14 protein-coding genes and 1 riboswitch are annotated in these 18,588 nt (G+C 42.9%); of the genes, 12 read left to right on the forward strand and 2 right to left on the reverse strand.

What is annotated here, in order from left to right:
• Nucleotides 1–137: 137 nt before the first annotated feature.
• The 3 genes from MHI27_RS03995 (at nt 138) to MHI27_RS04005 (ending at nt 2,960) form a co-directional block, all read left to right on the forward strand.
• Nucleotides 138–734: a hypothetical protein gene (locus MHI27_RS03995; RefSeq protein ID WP_076286151.1), complete on the forward strand. Its 597-nt coding sequence runs from the start codon at nt 138–140 to the stop codon at nt 732–734.
• A 118-nt stretch (nt 735–852) separates the two neighbouring features.
• Nucleotides 853–2,226, forward strand: a complete 1,374-nt coding sequence (locus tag MHI27_RS04000) for a hypothetical protein (RefSeq protein WP_405175656.1) — start codon at nt 853–855, stop codon at nt 2,224–2,226.
• Between the two features lie 80 nt (nt 2,227–2,306).
• On the forward strand, nt 2,307–2,960 hold the full coding sequence (locus MHI27_RS04005) for a M48 family metallopeptidase (RefSeq protein WP_076286153.1): 654 nt from the start codon (nt 2,307–2,309) through the stop codon (nt 2,958–2,960).
• A 91-nt stretch (nt 2,961–3,051) separates the two neighbouring features.
• Here MHI27_RS04005 and MHI27_RS04010 read toward each other — a convergent pair whose 3' ends face one another.
• Nucleotides 3,052–4,062, reverse strand: a complete 1,011-nt coding sequence (locus MHI27_RS04010; RefSeq protein WP_405175657.1) for a LacI family DNA-binding transcriptional regulator — start codon at nt 4,060–4,062, stop codon at nt 3,052–3,054.
• Between the two features lie 234 nt (nt 4,063–4,296).
• Here MHI27_RS04010 and MHI27_RS04015 point away from each other — a divergent pair, with 234 nt between their 5' ends.
• From MHI27_RS04015 to MHI27_RS04040, 6 genes are all read left to right on the forward strand, one after another.
• A complete protein-coding gene (locus MHI27_RS04015) occupies nt 4,297–6,390 on the forward strand; it encodes a glycogen debranching N-terminal domain-containing protein (protein ID WP_405175658.1) in 2,094 nt (697 codons plus the stop codon).
• Nucleotides 6,391–6,448: 58 nt separating this feature from the next.
• Nucleotides 6,449–7,765, forward strand: a complete 1,317-nt coding sequence (locus tag MHI27_RS04020) for an ABC transporter substrate-binding protein (protein WP_405175659.1) — start codon at nt 6,449–6,451, stop codon at nt 7,763–7,765.
• Between the two features lie 72 nt (nt 7,766–7,837).
• Complete coding sequence (locus tag MHI27_RS04025; RefSeq protein WP_042184949.1) at nt 7,838–8,737, forward strand: carbohydrate ABC transporter permease; 900 nt, start codon at nt 7,838–7,840, stop codon at nt 8,735–8,737.
• Nucleotides 8,738–8,755: 18 nt separating this feature from the next.
• On the forward strand, nt 8,756–9,580 hold the full coding sequence (locus tag MHI27_RS04030) for a carbohydrate ABC transporter permease (RefSeq protein WP_042193304.1): 825 nt from the start codon (nt 8,756–8,758) through the stop codon (nt 9,578–9,580).
• A gap of 171 nt (nt 9,581–9,751) precedes the next feature.
• Nucleotides 9,752–10,309, forward strand: coding sequence for a hypothetical protein (locus tag MHI27_RS04035; protein ID WP_405175660.1), 558 nt, complete (start codon nt 9,752–9,754; stop codon nt 10,307–10,309).
• Between the two features lie 25 nt (nt 10,310–10,334).
• Nucleotides 10,335–10,628 (forward strand): transposase, encoded by a 294-nt coding sequence (locus tag MHI27_RS04040; RefSeq protein ID WP_283910265.1) that lies wholly within the window; start codon nt 10,335–10,337, stop codon nt 10,626–10,628.
• Between the two features lie 62 nt (nt 10,629–10,690).
• Here MHI27_RS04040 and MHI27_RS04045 read toward each other — a convergent pair whose 3' ends face one another.
• On the reverse strand, nt 10,691–12,412 hold the full coding sequence (locus tag MHI27_RS04045) for a cellulase family glycosylhydrolase (RefSeq protein ID WP_405175661.1): 1,722 nt from the start codon (nt 12,410–12,412) through the stop codon (nt 10,691–10,693).
• A 219-nt stretch (nt 12,413–12,631) separates the two neighbouring features.
• Between MHI27_RS04045 and MHI27_RS04050 the strand changes: the two genes are divergently transcribed.
• The 3 genes from MHI27_RS04050 (at nt 12,632) to MHI27_RS04060 (ending at nt 18,583) form a co-directional block, all read left to right on the forward strand.
• Nucleotides 12,632–12,967, forward strand: coding sequence for a hypothetical protein (locus MHI27_RS04050; protein WP_405175662.1), 336 nt, complete (start codon nt 12,632–12,634; stop codon nt 12,965–12,967).
• 62 nt (nt 12,968–13,029) lie between these two features.
• A complete protein-coding gene (locus tag MHI27_RS04055) occupies nt 13,030–13,203 on the forward strand; it encodes a hypothetical protein (RefSeq protein WP_405175663.1) in 174 nt (57 codons plus the stop codon).
• Nucleotides 13,204–13,294: 91 nt separating this feature from the next.
• Nucleotides 13,295–13,496: riboswitch (cobalamin riboswitch) on the forward strand.
• A 164-nt stretch (nt 13,497–13,660) separates the two neighbouring features.
• Nucleotides 13,661–18,583 carry an S-layer homology domain-containing protein gene (locus MHI27_RS04060; RefSeq protein WP_405175664.1) on the forward strand — a complete coding sequence of 1,641 codons (4,923 nt, stop codon included), beginning with the start codon at nt 13,661–13,663 and terminating at the stop codon, nt 18,581–18,583.
• Nucleotides 18,584–18,588: the final 5 nt, after the last annotated feature.

Raw genomic sequence — 18,588 nt, forward strand, 5'->3', positions numbered from 1 at the left:
TCTTTGGGGCCCACTGCCGTGTTCAGGCTTCATTTTTCTAATATAAGGCATGAATATCTGTGTCTTTTTTCAAATATATGGTAAGGTTTAGGGGGGATCAACCAAACCGGTTTCGTCAGGCCAGGAGGTGTATTCGTTTGAAAAAATCATATTTCAATCTCATTTGTGGAATAGTCATTCTTTTGCTGGTATTCACTGCATGCAGTAAGGAAAGACCCAAGTATGCTGAGCTTTTCACACATGTGGAAGAGCATCGGGCTGTGTTCATGCAGCCGCGTGAAGAAGGGCTTGCTGCTTTGCAAATTGCGGATGCAGTGGGTGAATACGATACAACCTTGGGTACAATTATGCAGGATGATATCTTATCCGTGAATCAAAAGGAGTTTATACAGCAGATTGTGGTAGATGTTAAGACCAATAAAATCATTGGTTACCGGGTAGGAACGGTCTTTCCCAGATCGGAAAGCGGTTATCAAGATGCGAGAGAACTGGTACGTGCTTTTATGAACCAATACAAACCTGCGGATGAGGAGGCGGCTGAAAAAGTCGAAAAATCTATCCTAACGATTGACAGGATGACTCTTCCGCTAAAGCCATTAACAGGCTCTATCGAAGAATCATGGTCATACGGCAAGGGCGAGGATAAATTGTATATAACCTACAGGATGTCGAACAGTTTTCAAAGTGATGATGAATTGCCTTTGAACTTTTATTTCAGCTATGAGGGGGAGTAAGGAACGAAGAGATAAGATGTGATTTACAAAAAAATACACAAAGACTATTATATTTCTATAGGTAATTATATCCTTTTTTTCCTAAACAATTGTTCGGACTAAATAACTGGAGGATCAAATGAAAAAGCACGACAAAATCATTTCCTTCATCTTCATACTTGTTATGATGGTGACGGCTATTTACTGGGCCATTTCGACTCAGAGCTGGACCATGTTGGGCACCCTCTCTTCTGTGGTCTGTTTCGGGCTTTTTGCGCTATTGGGGCTCCGCACTATACCTGTATTGACAGATTTTGTTTTGACGAATCCAGCACCTGAAGTGACTTGGAAGAGTAAGGAGCAGGATAGAAGACAGGCTTGGCTTTATATTATTGGATGGATATTGGCGAGTCGTATCCTGCTTATGCTCATCGGGTATTCATTTTTGATCATACAGAATGGCTATTCAGGTGGTCTGCTTAGCAAAATGGCAGAGACTTGGCATATCTCTGGAATTGATGCTTCTAGTTATTTGGGCATTGCTGAGAATGGATACGTGACCGAGGGTGATGCGAGATTCCATATCGTGTTCTTTCCCTTTTTTCCAAATTTAATAAGAGTAGTTCAGGCATTCGTAGGGAATTATCTCGTTTCTGGATTCATCGTTTCAAATATCACTTCAATTGTCGCAGCCCTGGTCGCTTATGAGCTTGCTGCACTAGACATGCATCGAAAGAATGCCATGCGGGTCGTGAAATACATTTTCATATTCCCTGCCGCGTTCTTTTTCTTCATTCCGATGACCGAGGCTCTATTTCTGGCATTATCTTTGATGTGTTTATATTTTGTGAGAAAAAAGGAATGGCTGATCGGATGCTTATGCGGTGCACTTGCAGCTTATACACGTTCTCCCGGAGTGCTTCTGATTGTACCGGTTGCGATTGAATTTGGACGGGATCTGATGGGCAACTATAAGCTATTAAGTAAAAAAGTCTTTATACATAGAATCATCAGCGCTGTATGTTTTCTCGCTATCATATCAACGGGCTTGCTGGCTTATCTGTTTATTAATTTTCACGTGACGGGAAATGCGTTTCAATTCAGTATTTACCAGAGAGAGCATTGGTCTCAGCGGTTTTATCTCTTTTTTGATACGGTAAGATATCAGATGGAATACGCTGTGGGCACCTTTAAGAGTGGAGATAGCCGTTCTTTTCTCGGCTTATGGCTGCCTAATCTAATCGCTATATTCTCAGCACTAATTATCATGTTCATGGGTGCAAAAAAGATACGACCTTCATACACCGCCTATTTCATCGTGTATTTTGCGTTCGTAGTCGGAGCTACCTGGCTGCTGTCAGCCCCGCGGTACTTGCTTGTTGCATTTCCACTAGCTTTTGCTGCTGTCGCGATCACTGAAGAGAAATCAAAGGATGCTATCCTTACTGTAGTTTCTGTTGCGGGGAGTCTTTTGTATTTAGCGATGTTTGTGGCAGGATATCCAGTGTATTGAGGAATCATGTTAAAATAGGGGGAACGCTTAAACGCGTTCTCCTTTTTTTTGCGAATAACCTTATAGAAACGATGGTGGGTATGAAGATTGAGTACGACAATCAGGTGATCGAGTTTAATGTTCAATATGGAAACGGCAAGAAAATCTCCATTCACATAGATTCTTCAGGGCGTATAACGCTCAAAGCTCCCAAGAAAACAAGTGAAGAGACGATCAAAAGCGTGGTAGAGCGTAATGGGAAATTAATAGTGGAGAAGCTGCAAAGTATTGAAGCGAACCGAGAAACACCAAAGCTCAAAGAGTATGAAGACGAGGGTAAGTTCCTGTATCTAGGCAAATATTATTCGCTGCAAGAGCTAATAGAGACAGGGGATTTAAATGAGGAAGAGCTTAAACTTAAGCTGAAGAAATTCTATTTCGCTAGCTGTAAGAAGGTTGTAGGTGAACGGATCAATAAATATCAAACACAGCTTAGAGTAAAGCCTAAAACCATTGACATTGTAGAGTCTAGAACCAAGTGGGGAAGCTGTAGCTCGGATAAAAAGCTAACCTTTAACTATCGCCTAGCGATGGCTCCAGTGGAGGTTATCGATTATGTAATCATTCATGAACTGTGTCATTTGCTTCATATGAATCATGACCGCTCTTTTTGGCGAAAGGTTGGAAGCCTCATGCCGGATTATAAGGAGAAGGAAGAGTATTTAGCTAGATATGGGCGTGCTATGACGCTGTGATAAATTAGTATTGATTCACGATTTGAAACAACACAAGGATGTCCCTAATGAAGGGATATCCTTGTTTATTGTTAATGAGTTCCTCATGATGTTAAAGGGTACGAACGCTATCTCTTTTTATTAGCTCGCTAGGAAGCATGACATGATGAATGGCTTGTTGTTTCTCTAGTAGATCTATGAGGATCTGAGCAGCGTTAGTTCCTAACTCGTATTTATGTTGGTTCACTGTAGTCAAAGCTGGTGTGCAATACGCTGTCAGATCAATATTATCGTAACCTATAATTGAAATATCCTCGGGCACCGATTTTCCGGCTTCCTTCACACCCTGCATAGCTCCAAGCGCCATCAAATCACTTGCACAAAAAATAGCAGTGACCTCAGGATGGCTGGACATCATCTGCTGAGCAGCTTCTTTTCCTCCTTGTTCGGAAAATAATCCGTTAAATACAAGGGATTCGTCAAAGGGAATACCGTAATTCTCAAGGGCGAGACGGTAACCTTCTAATCGAAGAAGTGCTACATCTGCTTGGGTATGTCCGTTAATCATAGCAATATGGCGATGTCCTGACTCTAGCAGATGAGTTACTGCGTGAAGCGCCCCTTTTGTATTATCAGAGGTGACATAACCGACATTTGGCCCTTCAAGTGTAATATCAATGAGCACGCAAGGAATATCAGAGGATACGATTTCTTTGAGATAGGGATCATCCAGTCGAATCCCCATAATAATGACACCATCTACACCTCTTTCTTGGCATAAAGTCTTATAGGATTTCACTCTTTGCTTTTGCGGGGTTGTGCTGAAGAGTACAAGGTCATAATCCAGCTCTCCTGAACGATCATTGATCCCGCATAATACTTCAAAGGCTATATTGTCTTTGGAGCTATCTCTTGTAACGTTGGAGAGTAGGAGACCCAGCGTCTTTGTTTTTTTGGATATAAGCGATCTGGCAGCCATGTTAGGGCTATAGCCTAATTGGTCTGCAATAGTTCTAATCTTGAGCCGGGTACCTTCGTTAACATCGTCATAACCATTTAAGGCTCGGGAGACGGTAGTTACGGATACGCTGGCGGCTTTGGCAATATCTTTTATAGTAACCATTAGGATACCTCCTTCATATTTAGGGACAATAAGGCAATATGTAGTATTTAAATATTAAAAAAATAAAATATAAAATGCATCTTGTAAATGCTTTCATCATGATTTATAATTCGATTATACCTTATCCGAAACGTTTTGGTAAGTCTGTAGAGCATTCGATTATCTGAAGACATATATTTTTTTGTGCTTTTTCCGAAACGTTTCGGATACACAGCGAAGAAATGAGGGGAAGTTTTGAATTATCGAGTTATTAAAGAAAATGATCTGTTTCTAATGACGGACAAAAGTGGAGACATACCGGACAATGATCAATCGGGTCTAGGTCTCTATACCAGAGATACCCGTTTCTTAAGCCGAATGGAAATCCGAATTAATAATCAGCGACCGATATTGTTATCCTCCGCTGCCGATGAGAATTATATCTCTACCATTCGTCTTACCAATCCTCATATGGAGGAAGACGGTAAATTGATTTTGTGGCGTGAGTCTGTAGAAATCGAACGTACACGCTTTATTTATGAGGGTGCACTATATGAGACCTTCAAGTTAACAAGTTATTATCCAAAAGCAATCCAATTCGATTTCTCTGTGCTGTTAGATGCAGATTTTACAGATATGTTCGTGATTCGTGGGTTTCAGCATGGAAAGCTAGGAAGTAAGACGGGTGAACGAAGTGCTTCAGGTGAAAGAGTGATCAGTTATCTCGGGGCAGATGAGTTATTGAGAGAAACCAAGGTGAAATGGGATACTCAGGAAAGCCGAATAAGCGAGACAGGTGAGGTTCATTTCGATGTCGAGCTGAAGCATCAGGAGAGTGTTGAAATCGCTTTCTTTATTGCTCCGATGATAGATGGCAACGAGCCGCTGCAGCATGAACCTAAGGAAGCAATGAATAAACTCAGAGCATCTTACGCTAGTTGGAATGCTTCATCGACTTCCATCAGCAGTGATATGCCGTTATTTAACAAGCTGTACCATCGAGGTGTTCAAGATTTACGGGTGCTGCTAACAGACCTTGGTTATGGGCAGTTTCCGGTTGCAGGCTTGCCTTGGTACTCCGTTCCCTTTGGACGCGACAGCCTGATTGCAGCGCTGCAGATGTTATCTTTGAATCCTCAAATTGCTAAGGGAACCTTACTTACAATGGCTGCCTACCAAGGGCAGAAGGAAGATGAGTGGCGCGACGAGCAGCCAGGCAAAGTGATGCACGAAATCCGGTATGGAGAATTAGCGGCTACTAACCAGGTTCCGTTCACACCATATTACGGCACAATCGATGCAACACCTCTGTTCCTGCTGCTTACGGCAGAGTATTACCACTGGACAGGAGATCTTGATTTTGTTAGCTCTTTAATGCCGCATCTCAACGCTGCATTGAATTGGATTAAAGAATATGGCGATTATGATAAGGATTCCTTTGTGGAGTATTATCAGAAGTCATCCAAGGGAATTGCCAATCAAGGTTGGAAGGATTCTGCGGATTCCGTCATTCATAGTAATGGTGATTATGCGGAGGCCCCGATCGCGCTAGTAGAGGTTCAAGGTTATGTGTATCAGGCGCTGACTCGACTTGCTCCTATCTTCAAGAGCTTAGGTCACGAAGAACAGGCAGAGGTTATGGAAAAAGATGCAGCTCAGCTGCGAACCCGTTTCGAGGAAGACTTCTGGATGGATGATGAGCAATTTTATGCAATCGCCTTGGATAAGGATAAGAAACGGGTAGACTCCGTTACTTCGAATGCAGGACATATTCTAATGTCAGGAATCGCCTCGCCAGAGCGGGCAAAAGCAGTTGCGGCAAGACTAGTAGCCCCTGATCTCTTCGGAGGATACGGTATTCGGACTATGAGTACTGCGGCTACAGGTTACAATCCGATGAGCTACCATGACGGAAGTGTATGGCCACATGATAACTCACTCTGTTTGCTTGGCCTAAGTCAGTCCGGGTTCACAGAGGAAGCAATCACCGTTATGCAAGGATTACTGAATGCAGCTGACCAATTTGAATATTACAGATTGCCTGAATTGTATTGTGGTTACGGTGACCAGCTCGGTGCTCCTGTTCCTTATCCGGTAGCCTGTTCTCCACAAGCATGGGCGGCTGGAACACCATTGACCTTCGTGCAAGCGCTGCTTGGTCTTCAACCGAATGCTCTAACCCGGCAGATTACGATCAAGCCTGCACTTCTAAACGGTATGAATGACTTAAAGGTGGAGCAATTACAGATTGGCAATGGCACGCTCAGCCTGCGAGTTAGTCGTGTGGATAACGAGCCAAAGCTGGAGATTTTATCTAACCAGACAGGTTATGAACTAGTGATTCTATAGGCAATACGTAATTTTTTTATATAAAAAGCCTGACAATACTAAGGAGGTTGTATTGAAAATGAGAAAATCGGGGTTAATAATTCTATCTTTGATGCTGGTTGCTGGACTATTGTTGACCGCATGTGGTGGCAACAAAACAAACAGTAACGCAGGAACGGCAGCAACAAACAATAGCACAGATAAAGAAACAGCAGCACCGACAACGGATGAGCCGGTTACGATTACACTTGCAGGCTGGGGAGCGAGTCCTGAAGAGCAGGATCTGTTAAATCAGACGCTGAAGGAGTTCGAAGCTAAATATCCGAATGTGAAAGTAAATTACGAAGTGATTGCCGATCAATATATGGATGTTATCAAGACTAGACTCATAGGTGGAGAAGGTCCGGACGTCTTCTATCTGGATGCATTTGAGGCACCTGGTCTCATTGAAGCTAATGTGCTTGAGCCGTTGGACAGCTATGTGACACCTGAGTTTGATGTTGCAGACTTTGAACAGCCAATGGTTGATGCTTTTAAGAAGGATGATGTATCTTACGGATTCCCTAAGGATTTCTCTACCCTCGCTATGTTCTACAATAAAAAGGATTTTGCCGAAGCGGGAATTACGACTCCTCCAACAACTTGGGATGAACTGAAAGCAGACGCGATCAAGCTGACTAAAAAAGAAGGAGATAAAATCACTCGTTATGGTTTCGGCGTTGCTCCTGAGCTTGCACGTCAGATGTTCATGATCCAAGCGTTCGGTGGAAAAGTTTCTGACGAAGAAGGCAAAGCAACCTTCGCATCTGCGGAAGCACTACCAGGTCTTCAGCTTGTTGTAGATATGCATAACGTTGACAAATCCTCCGGTGAGCCTAAGGAAGTAGGTGCTGGCTGGGGTGGAGAAATGTTCGGGCAAGGCAAGGCTTCTATCGTATTCGAAGGCAACTGGGCGATTCCATTCCTGGAATCCAACTATAAGGATCTGGATTATGCTACCGCTGAGCTTCCAACGGTGAACGGCACTAAAGGCACAATGGCCTTTACGGTAGCTTATGTAATGAACAAGCAATCGAAGAAGAAAGAAGCGGCTTGGCAGTTAATCTCTTTCTTGACAGGCAAGGACGGAATGAAGACCTGGACCAGCAAAGGGTTCGCACTTCCTACACGGAAATCGGTCGCACAGGAGCTGGGCTACGACAAGGATGAACTGCGTGGAGCAATTGTAGCGGGTGCCTCCTATGCAACGCCTTGGCAAGCCGCATCTACGTTGCCTACCATCACTAATAACTTCAATAACCAATTTGTAGATACATTTATGGGCAACTCTAAGCTTGAGGATGCAATGAAGAAAGCTGAAGATGTAGCGAATAAGGAAATTGAAGCAGCAAAATAAACGGATTGAAGGGGGAGGGTCTTCGGACCACCCCTTCCTTCTTTCATTCTGATACGAAAGGAAAAGTGAAGCATGACTCAAGTCTCAACATTTAGAAAGAAGCTAAGAAATAATGTGACGGCCTATCTGTTCCTGCTTCCTACTATTCTTGTACTGGGCACTTTTTTGTTCCTGCCAGTTTTTTATTCGCTCTATTTATCAGGACATAAGGTAAATTTACTTGGTGATGTCAGTTACAAGTGGGTTGGATTCAATAACTTTACACGTATGGCCGGTGACGAGAGAGCTTGGATTGCACTGAAAAACACGGCATCCTTTGCGCTGTTCGTTGTACCTTTGCAGACTGCATTTGCTATTTTATTAGCCGTTATTTTGAATGCTAAGCTTAGATTTAAAAATTTCTTCCGAATCGTATTTTTTATGCCGACGGTTACTTCCTCGGCGGTATTGTCACTTATTTTTATGTGGATTTACAATTCAAACGGTCTGCTGAACCGTGTGCTTGAGTTCGTAGGTTTGCATGGTTACAACTGGCTTGGAGATCCGGCGGTCGCTCTTAAGGCGATCATGCTTATGAATATATGGTCTACTGCTCCGTTTTTTATGGTAGTCTTCTTAGCTGCACTGCAAGATATCCCTGATGCATTGTACGAGTCGGCCATGCTGGATGGGGCAGGAGGATTTAGACGTTTTATTTCTATTACGCTTCCGATGATTAAGCCAGCGACCTTCTTCACGGTAGTCATGGGAGTCATTGGTACCTTTCAGCTATTCGATCAATCGTATATTTTTTCGGCAGGCTCCGGCGGCCCGAATAACTCTACCTTAACGGTGGCTTTGCTTATCTATCAGTATGCGTTTAAAAATCTCGACTTCGGTTACGCTTCTGCGCTCGCTGTCATGCTGGCTGCGGTCATTATGATCGTAACGCTGATCCAGCGGAAGCTATTCTCCGAAGAGAAGCTGAACTAGGAGGACGATCAGGTGGTAATTAACTATTCCAAAGGGGTTAAGGTGGTTCTGTATTTCCTGTTATTCGCATATGGGTGCGTGACGGTCATACCTTTCCTATGGGCACTATCCTCATCGTTTAAACCGTTAAGCGAGATTGTGTCAGGGAGTATCAACTTTATTCCAAAACAGTTCACTTTCCAGAACTATTACGACATCTTCGTGAAGGAGCCGCTGTTCCTCAGATGGATGTTCAACAGTGCACTCATCGCTGTAGTTTCAACGCTATGCAATACCTTGTTCAACTCTATGGCGGGTTATGCGCTTGCACGTATTGATTTTACAGGCAGCAAGGTTGTGTTTTTTCTTATCTTGGCCGTACAGATGATTCCCGGCCAATTGACTATCGTGCCTGCATATCTGATCATGAAACAGCTTGATTTATTGAATACTTATGCCGCACTGACGTTGCCGATGATGGTAAATGCGACGTTCATCTTTATGATGCGGCAATTCTTCCTGAGCTTTCCGAAAGAGCTGGAGGAGGCTGCCGAGATGGATGGTCTAAATAAGTTCGGCACATTTTTCCGCATTGCTCTGCCACTAGCTATCCCCGCATTGGCGGCTCAGACGATCTTTGTATTCATGGGTGCATGGAATGAATTTCTAAAGCCACTGATGTTCATGTCAGACAAGTCGATGTTCACACTTACACTTGGTCTCAATACTTTTAAGGGCCAGTATATTAGCCACTGGAATTATATTATGGCTGCATCAATGGTGTTTACCCTACCTGCACTACTTATTTATGCATTCTTCAACCGCTTCTTTATAAAGGGAATTACGTTTACCGGCAGCAAATAATTTAATTTACAAGGACCGCCACTGATCTTAAATCAGGGCGGTTTTTTGATATGTTCATGAATTGTTACCATTCTATTGATCTTATATGGGGAAGTTGGGGTATAAAAGGAAGGGAAGAGGTAAAACTATGTTCACAAAATAGAACTGGAAGAAATTTAAATGCGGAGGTAAATGATGACACAGAATAAAGGAAATTCACAACGTCAGATTCGAACTTCAATTCTTTGTTTGATCTGTGCCTGCACCGTCCTATTAAGTGGCTGCTCTAAAGCTGCCAATGAAACCACACAAGTAACTCCAACGCCTACAACAGAAGCCACTGCACCTGCAGCTACGAACAGTGCCACTGAACAACCCAATACCTCGTCCGGTACAAATACAGAGGGACTTCCGGCGGGTGTTAGTGTTAAGAGGGTGATTAAGGAAGTTGCTTTAAAGGATGGCTATCATAAAAAGATTGAGCTGCTGACAGACGGCGGCAAGCGGGTTACCATAACGGATGCGACTCAAAAGATTGTTTTGCAGCAGATTGAATATGATGGGAGGATTACTACGTCTAAAGGTAAACAGGTTACCGTTAAAGTCGAAGGTGGGGGAGAGCAAAGCATAACCATTCCCGATCATGTAGTGATCGAAGATGAGGACAAGCTTGGATTGATGCCAGGTGTTGATATCGAGTGGACAGTGAATGCCGAGGGGCAAATCGAAAGTGTTGAACTGGAGGATTAAAAGAGATACTGAGGTGGCTGGCTAGATGAAATTTCTAATCGTATTTGGCAGTATAGTGGTTCCCATCGTGATGCTAATGATACAACATAAATGGATAAAGTGGCGTATTGTTTTTAATGTCGCTTCTGTGTTATCTACGCTTATTTTAGGTAATATTTCTGCCCTAGCCATATATGAAATATTAAGAGATAACACAGTATTTATGACCTCGATCCATGCGATTTTTCTGAATCCGATGTTCCTTTTGACAGGAGCCTATCTTGGAGTATATCTGGTCTATCGCTTGATGTTGATGACGTATGAAGAAGTATACGTATGATGTACTTAAAAGTAGGAGTGTCCCCGTGAAGGGACACTCCTATTTTTGTTATGCAGCGAAAGCTAAGAAGACTTTCCTACAACGTTTGTTCCACTCTTCGTGATCTTGTACGTAAGGATATCACCATTCCAGAAGTGGAATTTCAAGATGACCTCTCCGTCTTTAACATCTTTAAAGAACGCTGGTAGCAGCTTGATTTCTTTCGTGTTATAAGAGGGAGAGAAGGTATTGCCGAACTCCTTGAATGGAGTCCAGTCCTGCGGGCCTGCATTGCCACCAGCGGTATAGACAGCCTCCATCGTGGCAAGCTGGTTACCGTTAAAGGTAGTTGGAATCGCAAACGATTCAGTCGTCCCTTTGGCATCGCTTAATTTGGCAGTGTCATTCACGATGATCTTTAGTCTCCACGCAACACCTTTGTTGAATTTCAGCGTTAGCACGGCATTTTCACCGTATTTTTGCGAAGCTGTGAGTTTTTTGAGTTGGCTGGCCTTGAGTGTGAGCTCCTCGCCATTCAAGGTGTAATCTTTGCCCTTGGTTAAATATTTCCCATTTACACTAATCGTTGTTAGCTTATTGCCGTTTAGGTTCAGCTTCACCTTGGTGTCTTTGATCGTTGCACCTTTTTTTAGATAGACCAGATCGCTCTCGGTGCTGGAGGAACGTTCCTTCAGACCAGACATTAATACGTTGTGGAACTCGGAATCGGACCACTTATACGTTTTGCGGTTGAAATGTTGCCCGTTATCCCAGAGCATGGAAGTCATTTTCTTTTCTTTTAAATAATAGGTAAGATACTCGAAGAATTTCAGTTTCTCGCCTTGTTCAATCACACCTGTGTCTTTATCGAAGCCCAGTAGTCCGAACTCACCGACGATGACAGGAATACCTTTAGCTACAAATGTATTGTAAACGTTATCAAAAGTTTGGATGATATCGTTTTTTGTATCTTTTTCAAACGTGGTGTAACCAGCGATATTCACACTGAACGGCCAGAAGCCATAGTAGTGAACGGTCGCGATTATGTTCGGATCTTTAAGAGCTGTAATCGTCTTGTAAAGCTGATCCATTCTAGGTTGCGTAGGAGAAGTCTCTAATGAAGGTAGAACTAGCGGACGGACATCATTCTTTCCACCGGAGTTCCGAACGATCTGATGGAAGGAAGTGTTGAGCTCTGTAAGCATTTGCTCCATCTTCGCTTCATCGGTGCTTCCGCCATCTGTGAAGCGGGGTTCATTGATGCTTTCGAACATCAGCTTATCGGATTTATCCTTGAAGCGGTCCGCAATTTGAGTCCATGCTGCATTATAACGCGCCAGTGTCTCATCATGCTTCTCTTCCATATGACTTACCCATAACCAGGAGTCGTGATGGACGTTAATCATTACATATAACTTGGCGTCCAGCGCCCAGCCTACAACTTCTTCGACACGGTCGAGGTAAGCTTTTTCAATAGTGTAGTTCGGTGCTTCGCCTATGTGTGAATCCCAAGTGATAGGAATACGGATACTTTTGTAGCCTTGTGCGGCGATTTTCTTAATCAGTTCTTGGGTCACACGCGGATTGCCCCAGGAGGTTTCATCCTCACCTGTAGCATCTAGAGTATTGCCAAGGTTCCATCCGGGCTGCATATCGTCTACATAGGATTGGATCTTACTCTTTGGTGCTGCCTTAGCTTGTTGCTCGTCCTTAGTAGCAGCGGCGGCAATGGATGAGAACAAAGAGAGCAGAAGAGCGGTGACAAGGGTCAATGATAAGAAGGATTTCTGGATTCGAGTAGTCATTGAATTCTCCTTTGTAAGATCATTTTTGAGGATGCTTAAACCTGACCTTCCTTAGTACTTTGGTGCTTAGATGAACACGTACACCTCCAATATTTTGTTGTAAACGCTTACCAAATACCCTAACATAGAACATTTGCTGTGAGTACCTTACTAATTTGTGGTAAATTCATATATGAATTAGTGATTTGAAGTGATTCCAAAGTTATGGAGGGCAATCCAGTGAGCAGATTTCATTACATAGGCTCGGCTACAGAGCTTCCGTTAGGAGAAAGAGGCAGTGTACTGTCAGCAAAGACATATAATGAAGTGAAAAATTCCCTGGAGTATAAGAAACAAAGAGAGGCTCTGCGCCTGCAAGGCATAATTCCTTTGGATGACATCGCAGATCTATCTCATTTAAGAGATGAGGACTGTCTTGTATATGACTCGGAAGAAGATGCAGCGGGAATTTTTATAGAGGAACTTGGGTATTGGAACGATGAGATTCGCAAGCATTTTCGGAGTCCGTATGTGTACCGGATTTCACCGAATTGGGGTGGCTTCTCTCTAAGCTAAAAGATACTCTACCGGGATCGTATAACGCCTCACTCAAGTGTTGTAAGGAGTTATTTAAGCTTATGACAGATTATGGGGTATCTGGTGCCGAGTTTGAGCTTTATACATGCTGGGCTGAGGAAGAAGGGCTCCCACGTAATAAAAAGTATGATCGAATCTTTGATTTGGTCTCTTTGTCACTGGAGGATGGTTTTGAGCTGAGAGAAAAAGAGTATATTGTGGTTAAAATGATTTGATATTCAATAGGATTATCGCTAACTACTCGTTATACAAAAAACAAATATTGCATGACAAAAGCATATATATTAGATATGATGAAGCATGGAAAAATTAATATTAGCAATAGGTGCCAATTATGAATGTTTCGGAAATACAATCATAGATTGGTTAAATGGAAAGCGGGTGTGAATCCCGCGCGGTCCCGCCGCTGTGAAAGAGGAGTCCTTGCAAGGTACCACTGGGAAACTGGGAAGGTAGCAAGGGTGATGATACTTGAGCCAGAATATCTGCCTGTTTCTGATACACCGTTAAACTCTACGAGCGATAGAGAGGTGTTTGATATAGTATATGCCTGCTATTGTTGCGGTTCACTATCTTAAACCTCTTGACGTTATGTTGAGTGGTTTTTTTGTAGTGCTATGAAAGTTTATTCTGTTTTTTAACATAGGAAGAGAAGGGAAGGGTTATGGAAACATGAAGAAAAATAAGTTTTTAGCTTGGTTACTTATTGTAGCAGTATTTATTACAACGTTCTCTACAAGCGTAATCCCGGCTCATGCGAATGAAGCAATTGCCGATAGTGCAGTTGTAACAACAGAGGTTGATCAAGCTCTAGTAGAGCAGATTAATGCGCTAGTACAAGAGCCAGATACAGAGAAGCCTACGATTTCAATAGAAGGTATACAAGATAAACAGGAAGTATCCAGTAAAGATGTAAGCTTCAAAGTAGTGGTTACAGACAATGTCTATAAAGACATTATTCCAGTAGTAAAGCTGAACCAAGTCGTTCTGTCAGCTACTAATGGTGAGTACAAAGCATCTCTAAACCCAGGTAGTAACGTAATCGCAGTAACAGCTATAGATGGCGCAGGAAACAAAGCAGATAATGTAACCTATCAGGTTACTTATAAAATCACTGCTAAAGAACAGTTAGATAAAAGCTTGGCCTACATCGTTAACACCGTAAAGAATCCTTCATTTGGAACAGGTAGCGGAGAATGGTCGATTCTTTCTCTAGCACGTGCGAACTACAAAGTACCTAACGGTTATTACAATCTCTATTACAACAATGTAGCTACGCGAATAGCAACGATAATTAAGGATGGAAAACTCGACGCTAGTAAAAGCACAGAGAATTCCAGAGCCATTCTAGGACTTACCTCTATCGGAAAAGATATCACGAATGTTGCAGGTCATGATCTAAGAAATGCACTCGCTGATTATCAATATATTCAGAAGCAAGGGAACAACGGTCCCATATTTGCTCTGATTGCACTAGATAGTCATAACTATGAGATTCCAGTATTATTCCCTGATCCTGATGAGAAGGGAGTTATATATCAAAGCACAAGAGAAAACCTGGTTCAGTACATCTTAGATAGAGAAGTTAAAAAAGGTGCAGCAGATGCCGGGGGCTGGGCTTTAGGTGTAACCAAAGCCGACGTCGATATGACCGGGATGGCGATGCAAGCACTTGCGCCTTATTACGCAAAGGATCCTAATGTAAAAGCTGCCGTGGATCGGGCGATTGCATGGTTATCGAGTGTACAAAATGCTCAAGGCGGATTTACAAGCTGGGGAAGCACAAGCAGTGAGAGCATTGCACAGGTTGTTGTTGCCTTAACTGGCGTAGGCGTAGATCCGCACAGTGACCCTAGGTTTATTAAAGAAGGAAATTCACTTATAGATGCTTTACTTAGCTTCTCTGGGCCGGATGGTGGATTCAAGCATATTCTCACCGGAAAAGTAGACGCTATGGCTACGGATCAAGGTACATATGCACTCGTATCCTATGATCGTCTGATCAATAATAGCAACCGTCTCTATGACATGAATGATGTTCCATTTGAACAACCTACTACCGTTGTAGCCAAACAACAATTAAATAAAAACCTTGCCTATATCCTAAACACTGTAAAAAATCCGTCTTTTGGAACAGGTAGCGGGGAATGGTCGATTCTTTCTCTAGCACGGGCCAACTTCGAGGTTCCAAGTGGCTATTACAATCTTTATTATAATAATGTAGCTGCTGAAGTAGCTAAGCTAATGAAGGATGGAAAACTGGACGCTTCTAAAAGCACAGAGCATTCAAGAGCGATTCTAGGACTTACCTCGATTGGAAAAGATATCACGAATGTTGCAGGGTATGATCTAAGAAATGCACTTGCAGATTTTCAATATGTTCAGAAGCAAGGGCTTAATGGTCCCATATTTGCGCTGATTGCCTTAGATAGTCATAACTATGATATTCCTGTAGTAGAAGGCGTTACAGATCAAACCACAAGAGAAAAACTGGTTCAGTATATTTTAGAAAAAGAAGCACCAACTGGTGGATGGGCGTTATTTGGTACTAAAGCCGATACCGATATCACTGGAATGACGATGCAAGCACTTGCGCCTTACTATGCAAAGGATTCTAATGTAAAAGCTGCTGTGGATCGCGCGATTGCATGGTTATCAAGCACACAGAATGATCAAGGTGGATTTACAAGCTGGGGAAGCACAAGCAGTGAGAGCATCGCGCAGGTCATTGTTGCTTTAACTGGCGTAGGCATAGATCCGCACAGTGACTTAAGGTTTGTTAAAAAGGGAAATTCACTGATTGATGCACTGCTTACCTTTGCTGATCCGGATGGTGGATTTAAGCATATTCTCACCGGAAGAGTAGATGGGATGGCTACGGACCAAGGTACGTATGCACTTGTGTCCTATGATCGTCTGATTAATCACAGTAACCGTCTCTTTGATATGAATGATGTGGTAATTGAACAACCACCTGTACAACCAGAGGGTCCGAAAGAATTTCCGTTACCTTCTGGTGATAAGCCGGAAGTTGTAATCAATGATGATGCTCATGATTATATCGTTCCGATCAGCACAGGAGATAGCAACAAGGAAATAACGGTAGTTATTCCTAAAAGTCAACAATCGAAGGTTAGTGTTAGTTTACCTAATAACAGCGATCTTCCTCAGATTGAGGCTACCAAAGGTGACGTATCTGTAGTCATTCCTAAGGGTGCAAAAGTTACAAGTGGAAATGCCGCAGCGATTGAACTAATGTCACCTTTAACAGGCACAGAAGCTGCACTAAAAGATAGTCTGAATCAGATTATTTCCCAGGATAAGAAGCTGGAGAGCATTATTCAAGCTTTTTCTATGGGTGGCAGCGCAAGAGTAGAATTCAGTCAATTTATCACATTAACCTTTAAGGACCTTAAAGGAAAAGATGTAGCTTATATTCAAAATGGTGCACCTCATGCGATTCAAAAATTTGCAAGTGACGCCTTAGGTTTGGCAAGCGGCAAGTCAGAGTATGCCTACGATAATGGAAATGATTTAATCGTAAAAACCAATCACTTCACTGATTACATTGCGTACACATCCAGTGTAGTTCAGACACCTGGTGGCGACGGTGGTAGTGGCAATGGTGGAGGAACCACTCCATCGAAACCATATGTAACCCTATCCGTGGATAAGCTTACAATTAAGAAGGGATATGTTGTTCCTTCTGTACAGGTAGAGCTACAATCTGGTGACACAGTGTGGTCTGTACTAGAGAGAGTGCTAGATAGCCGCGATATCGACTATAGATATTCTTGGAACAGTACATTTGGAAGTGTATATGTTGAATCCATAGCTGGTGATGGAGAATTTGACCATGGTAGCGGTAGTGGATGGATGTATAATGTGAATGGAAAATATCCTAATTATGGTGCATCTTCATATAACCTAAGTGCCGGGGATAGAATTCAGTGGCGTTATACTACGAATTTGGGTGTGGATCTAAATGCACCGATGCCAACTTTGAGCCCAACTCCAACCCCATCTGCTACACCAAAACCAAGTGGTACGCCAGCTCCAGGTGATATCGCTAAACCGGGTGACCCGACAGCGAGTCCATCTCCAACAGCGACTCCTAACGATATCAAGCAAGTGTATAAAGACGCCGATAAGATCTCATCCTGGGCGTTCTCAGCGATTGAAACAGCTACAGTAAAAGGGTACATCCAAGGTAACAATGGTCAGGTAAATCCGAAAGATCACATTACAAGAGCAGAATTTACTAAGATCCTAGTATCAGCATTGGAACTTGATATCAAGAGTGACAAAGGAATTACCTACAAGGATGTCGCTCTGGGAGATTGGTTCTATCCATATGTGAATGCTGCTCATAAAGCAGGGTTAATTACAGGCTTTAATAATGAATTTAAGCCAAATGATAAGATTACTCGCGAACAAATGGCAGCCATTATTGTCAGAGCATTATCAATCCCGGCTACGAAGCCTGGGACAGCTATTAAAGATATCAATACTGTGTCTGCGTGGGCAAAAGCAGATGTGGAAACCATTGTTGCCACCGGACTTATGTTAGGTGATAATAATCAGTTTAAGCCTAAAGAGCTTGTAACTAGAGAAATGGCTGCTGTTGTAGCTTCTAGAACCCATGATTATAAGAGTGGCGACAAAGCAGTTAGTCCATATATTCAGAACACAGCAGCCTTTTTGCAAAAAACAGTAACAAACCCGGTCATCTCCTCGGTTGGCGGGGATTGGACAGTGTTCGGGCTGGCACGTTCTGGTGTGAAGGTTCCAGATAGTTATTACGCTAAGTACTATGCGAATGTAGAAGCCACCCTTAAAGAAAAAGCTGGGAAGCTGCATAGCGTAAAATATACGGAATATGATAGAGTTATTTTGGCATTAACTTCAATCGGCAAAAATATTGATAAAGTGGCGGGTTATAACCTACTGGAACCGCTCGCGGATTTTGATACTGTAATCAAGCAAGGTATTAATGGTCCTGTGTTTGCTCTGATCGCACTGGACAGTAACCATTACGAAATTCCAGTGGTTAAGAATGTAAAGACACAAACGACAAGAGAGATGCTCATTGATTACATTTTAGGCAGAGAGATCAGTGGTGGCGGATGGGCACTAGGCAGTAATGCTACTGCGGCCGATCCGGATATTACGGGGATGGTTATTCAAGGCTTGACCCCTTATTACAAAACGAATGCCAAAGTAACGGCTGCTGTAGATCGAGGAATTGTTTGGTTATCCAAAACACAAACAGCAGACGGAGGTTATGCAAGCTGGGAATCTACGAACTCCGAGAGCATTGCTCAGGTTATCGTAGCTTTAACTGGACTTGGTATAGATCCGCATAAGGATTCCAGATTTATTAAAAATGGACGTTCAGCGGTAGATGCGTTGCTAGGCTTTGCTGCACCTGAAGGTGGTTTTTATCACGTGAAGCAGGGTGGAGTAGGTAACGGAGGCGCGAAACCAGGAGAAGTAGATCTTATGGCTACGGATCAAGCGATGTATGCACTGGTTGCTTATGATCGGTTCGTTAAGGGTCAGACGAGTCTTTATGACATGACAGACGTTAAATAGAACTT

Origin of the sequence: Paenibacillus sp. FSL H8-0261 (assembly GCF_045040645.1) — a bacterium.
In the GTDB taxonomy this organism is placed as follows: Bacteria; Bacillota; Bacilli; order Paenibacillales; family Paenibacillaceae; genus Paenibacillus_AQ.

Bases quoted from the DNA above. Each gene is read 5' to 3' on its own strand.
- MHI27_RS04000 (WP_405175656.1), top strand. From the start codon at position 853: ATGAAAAAGCACGACAAAATCATTTCCTTCATCTTCATACTTGTTATG.
- MHI27_RS04005 (WP_076286153.1), top strand. From the start codon at position 2,307: ATGAAGATTGAGTACGACAATCAGGTGATCGAGTTTAATGTTCAATAT.
- MHI27_RS04010 (WP_405175657.1), bottom strand. From the start codon at position 4,062: ATGGTTACTATAAAAGATATTGCCAAAGCCGCCAGCGTATCCGTAACT.
- MHI27_RS04020 (WP_405175659.1), top strand. From the start codon at position 6,449: ATGAGAAAATCGGGGTTAATAATTCTATCTTTGATGCTGGTTGCTGGA.
- MHI27_RS04025 (WP_042184949.1), top strand. From the start codon at position 7,838: ATGACTCAAGTCTCAACATTTAGAAAGAAGCTAAGAAATAATGTGACG.
- MHI27_RS04035 (WP_405175660.1), top strand. From the start codon at position 9,752: ATGATGACACAGAATAAAGGAAATTCACAACGTCAGATTCGAACTTCA.
- MHI27_RS04040 (WP_283910265.1), top strand. From the start codon at position 10,335: ATGAAATTTCTAATCGTATTTGGCAGTATAGTGGTTCCCATCGTGATG.
- MHI27_RS04045 (WP_405175661.1), bottom strand. From the start codon at position 12,412: ATGACTACTCGAATCCAGAAATCCTTCTTATCATTGACCCTTGTCACC.
- MHI27_RS04055 (WP_405175663.1), top strand. From the start codon at position 13,030: ATGACAGATTATGGGGTATCTGGTGCCGAGTTTGAGCTTTATACATGC.
- MHI27_RS04060 (WP_405175664.1), top strand. From the start codon at position 13,661: ATGAAGAAAAATAAGTTTTTAGCTTGGTTACTTATTGTAGCAGTATTT.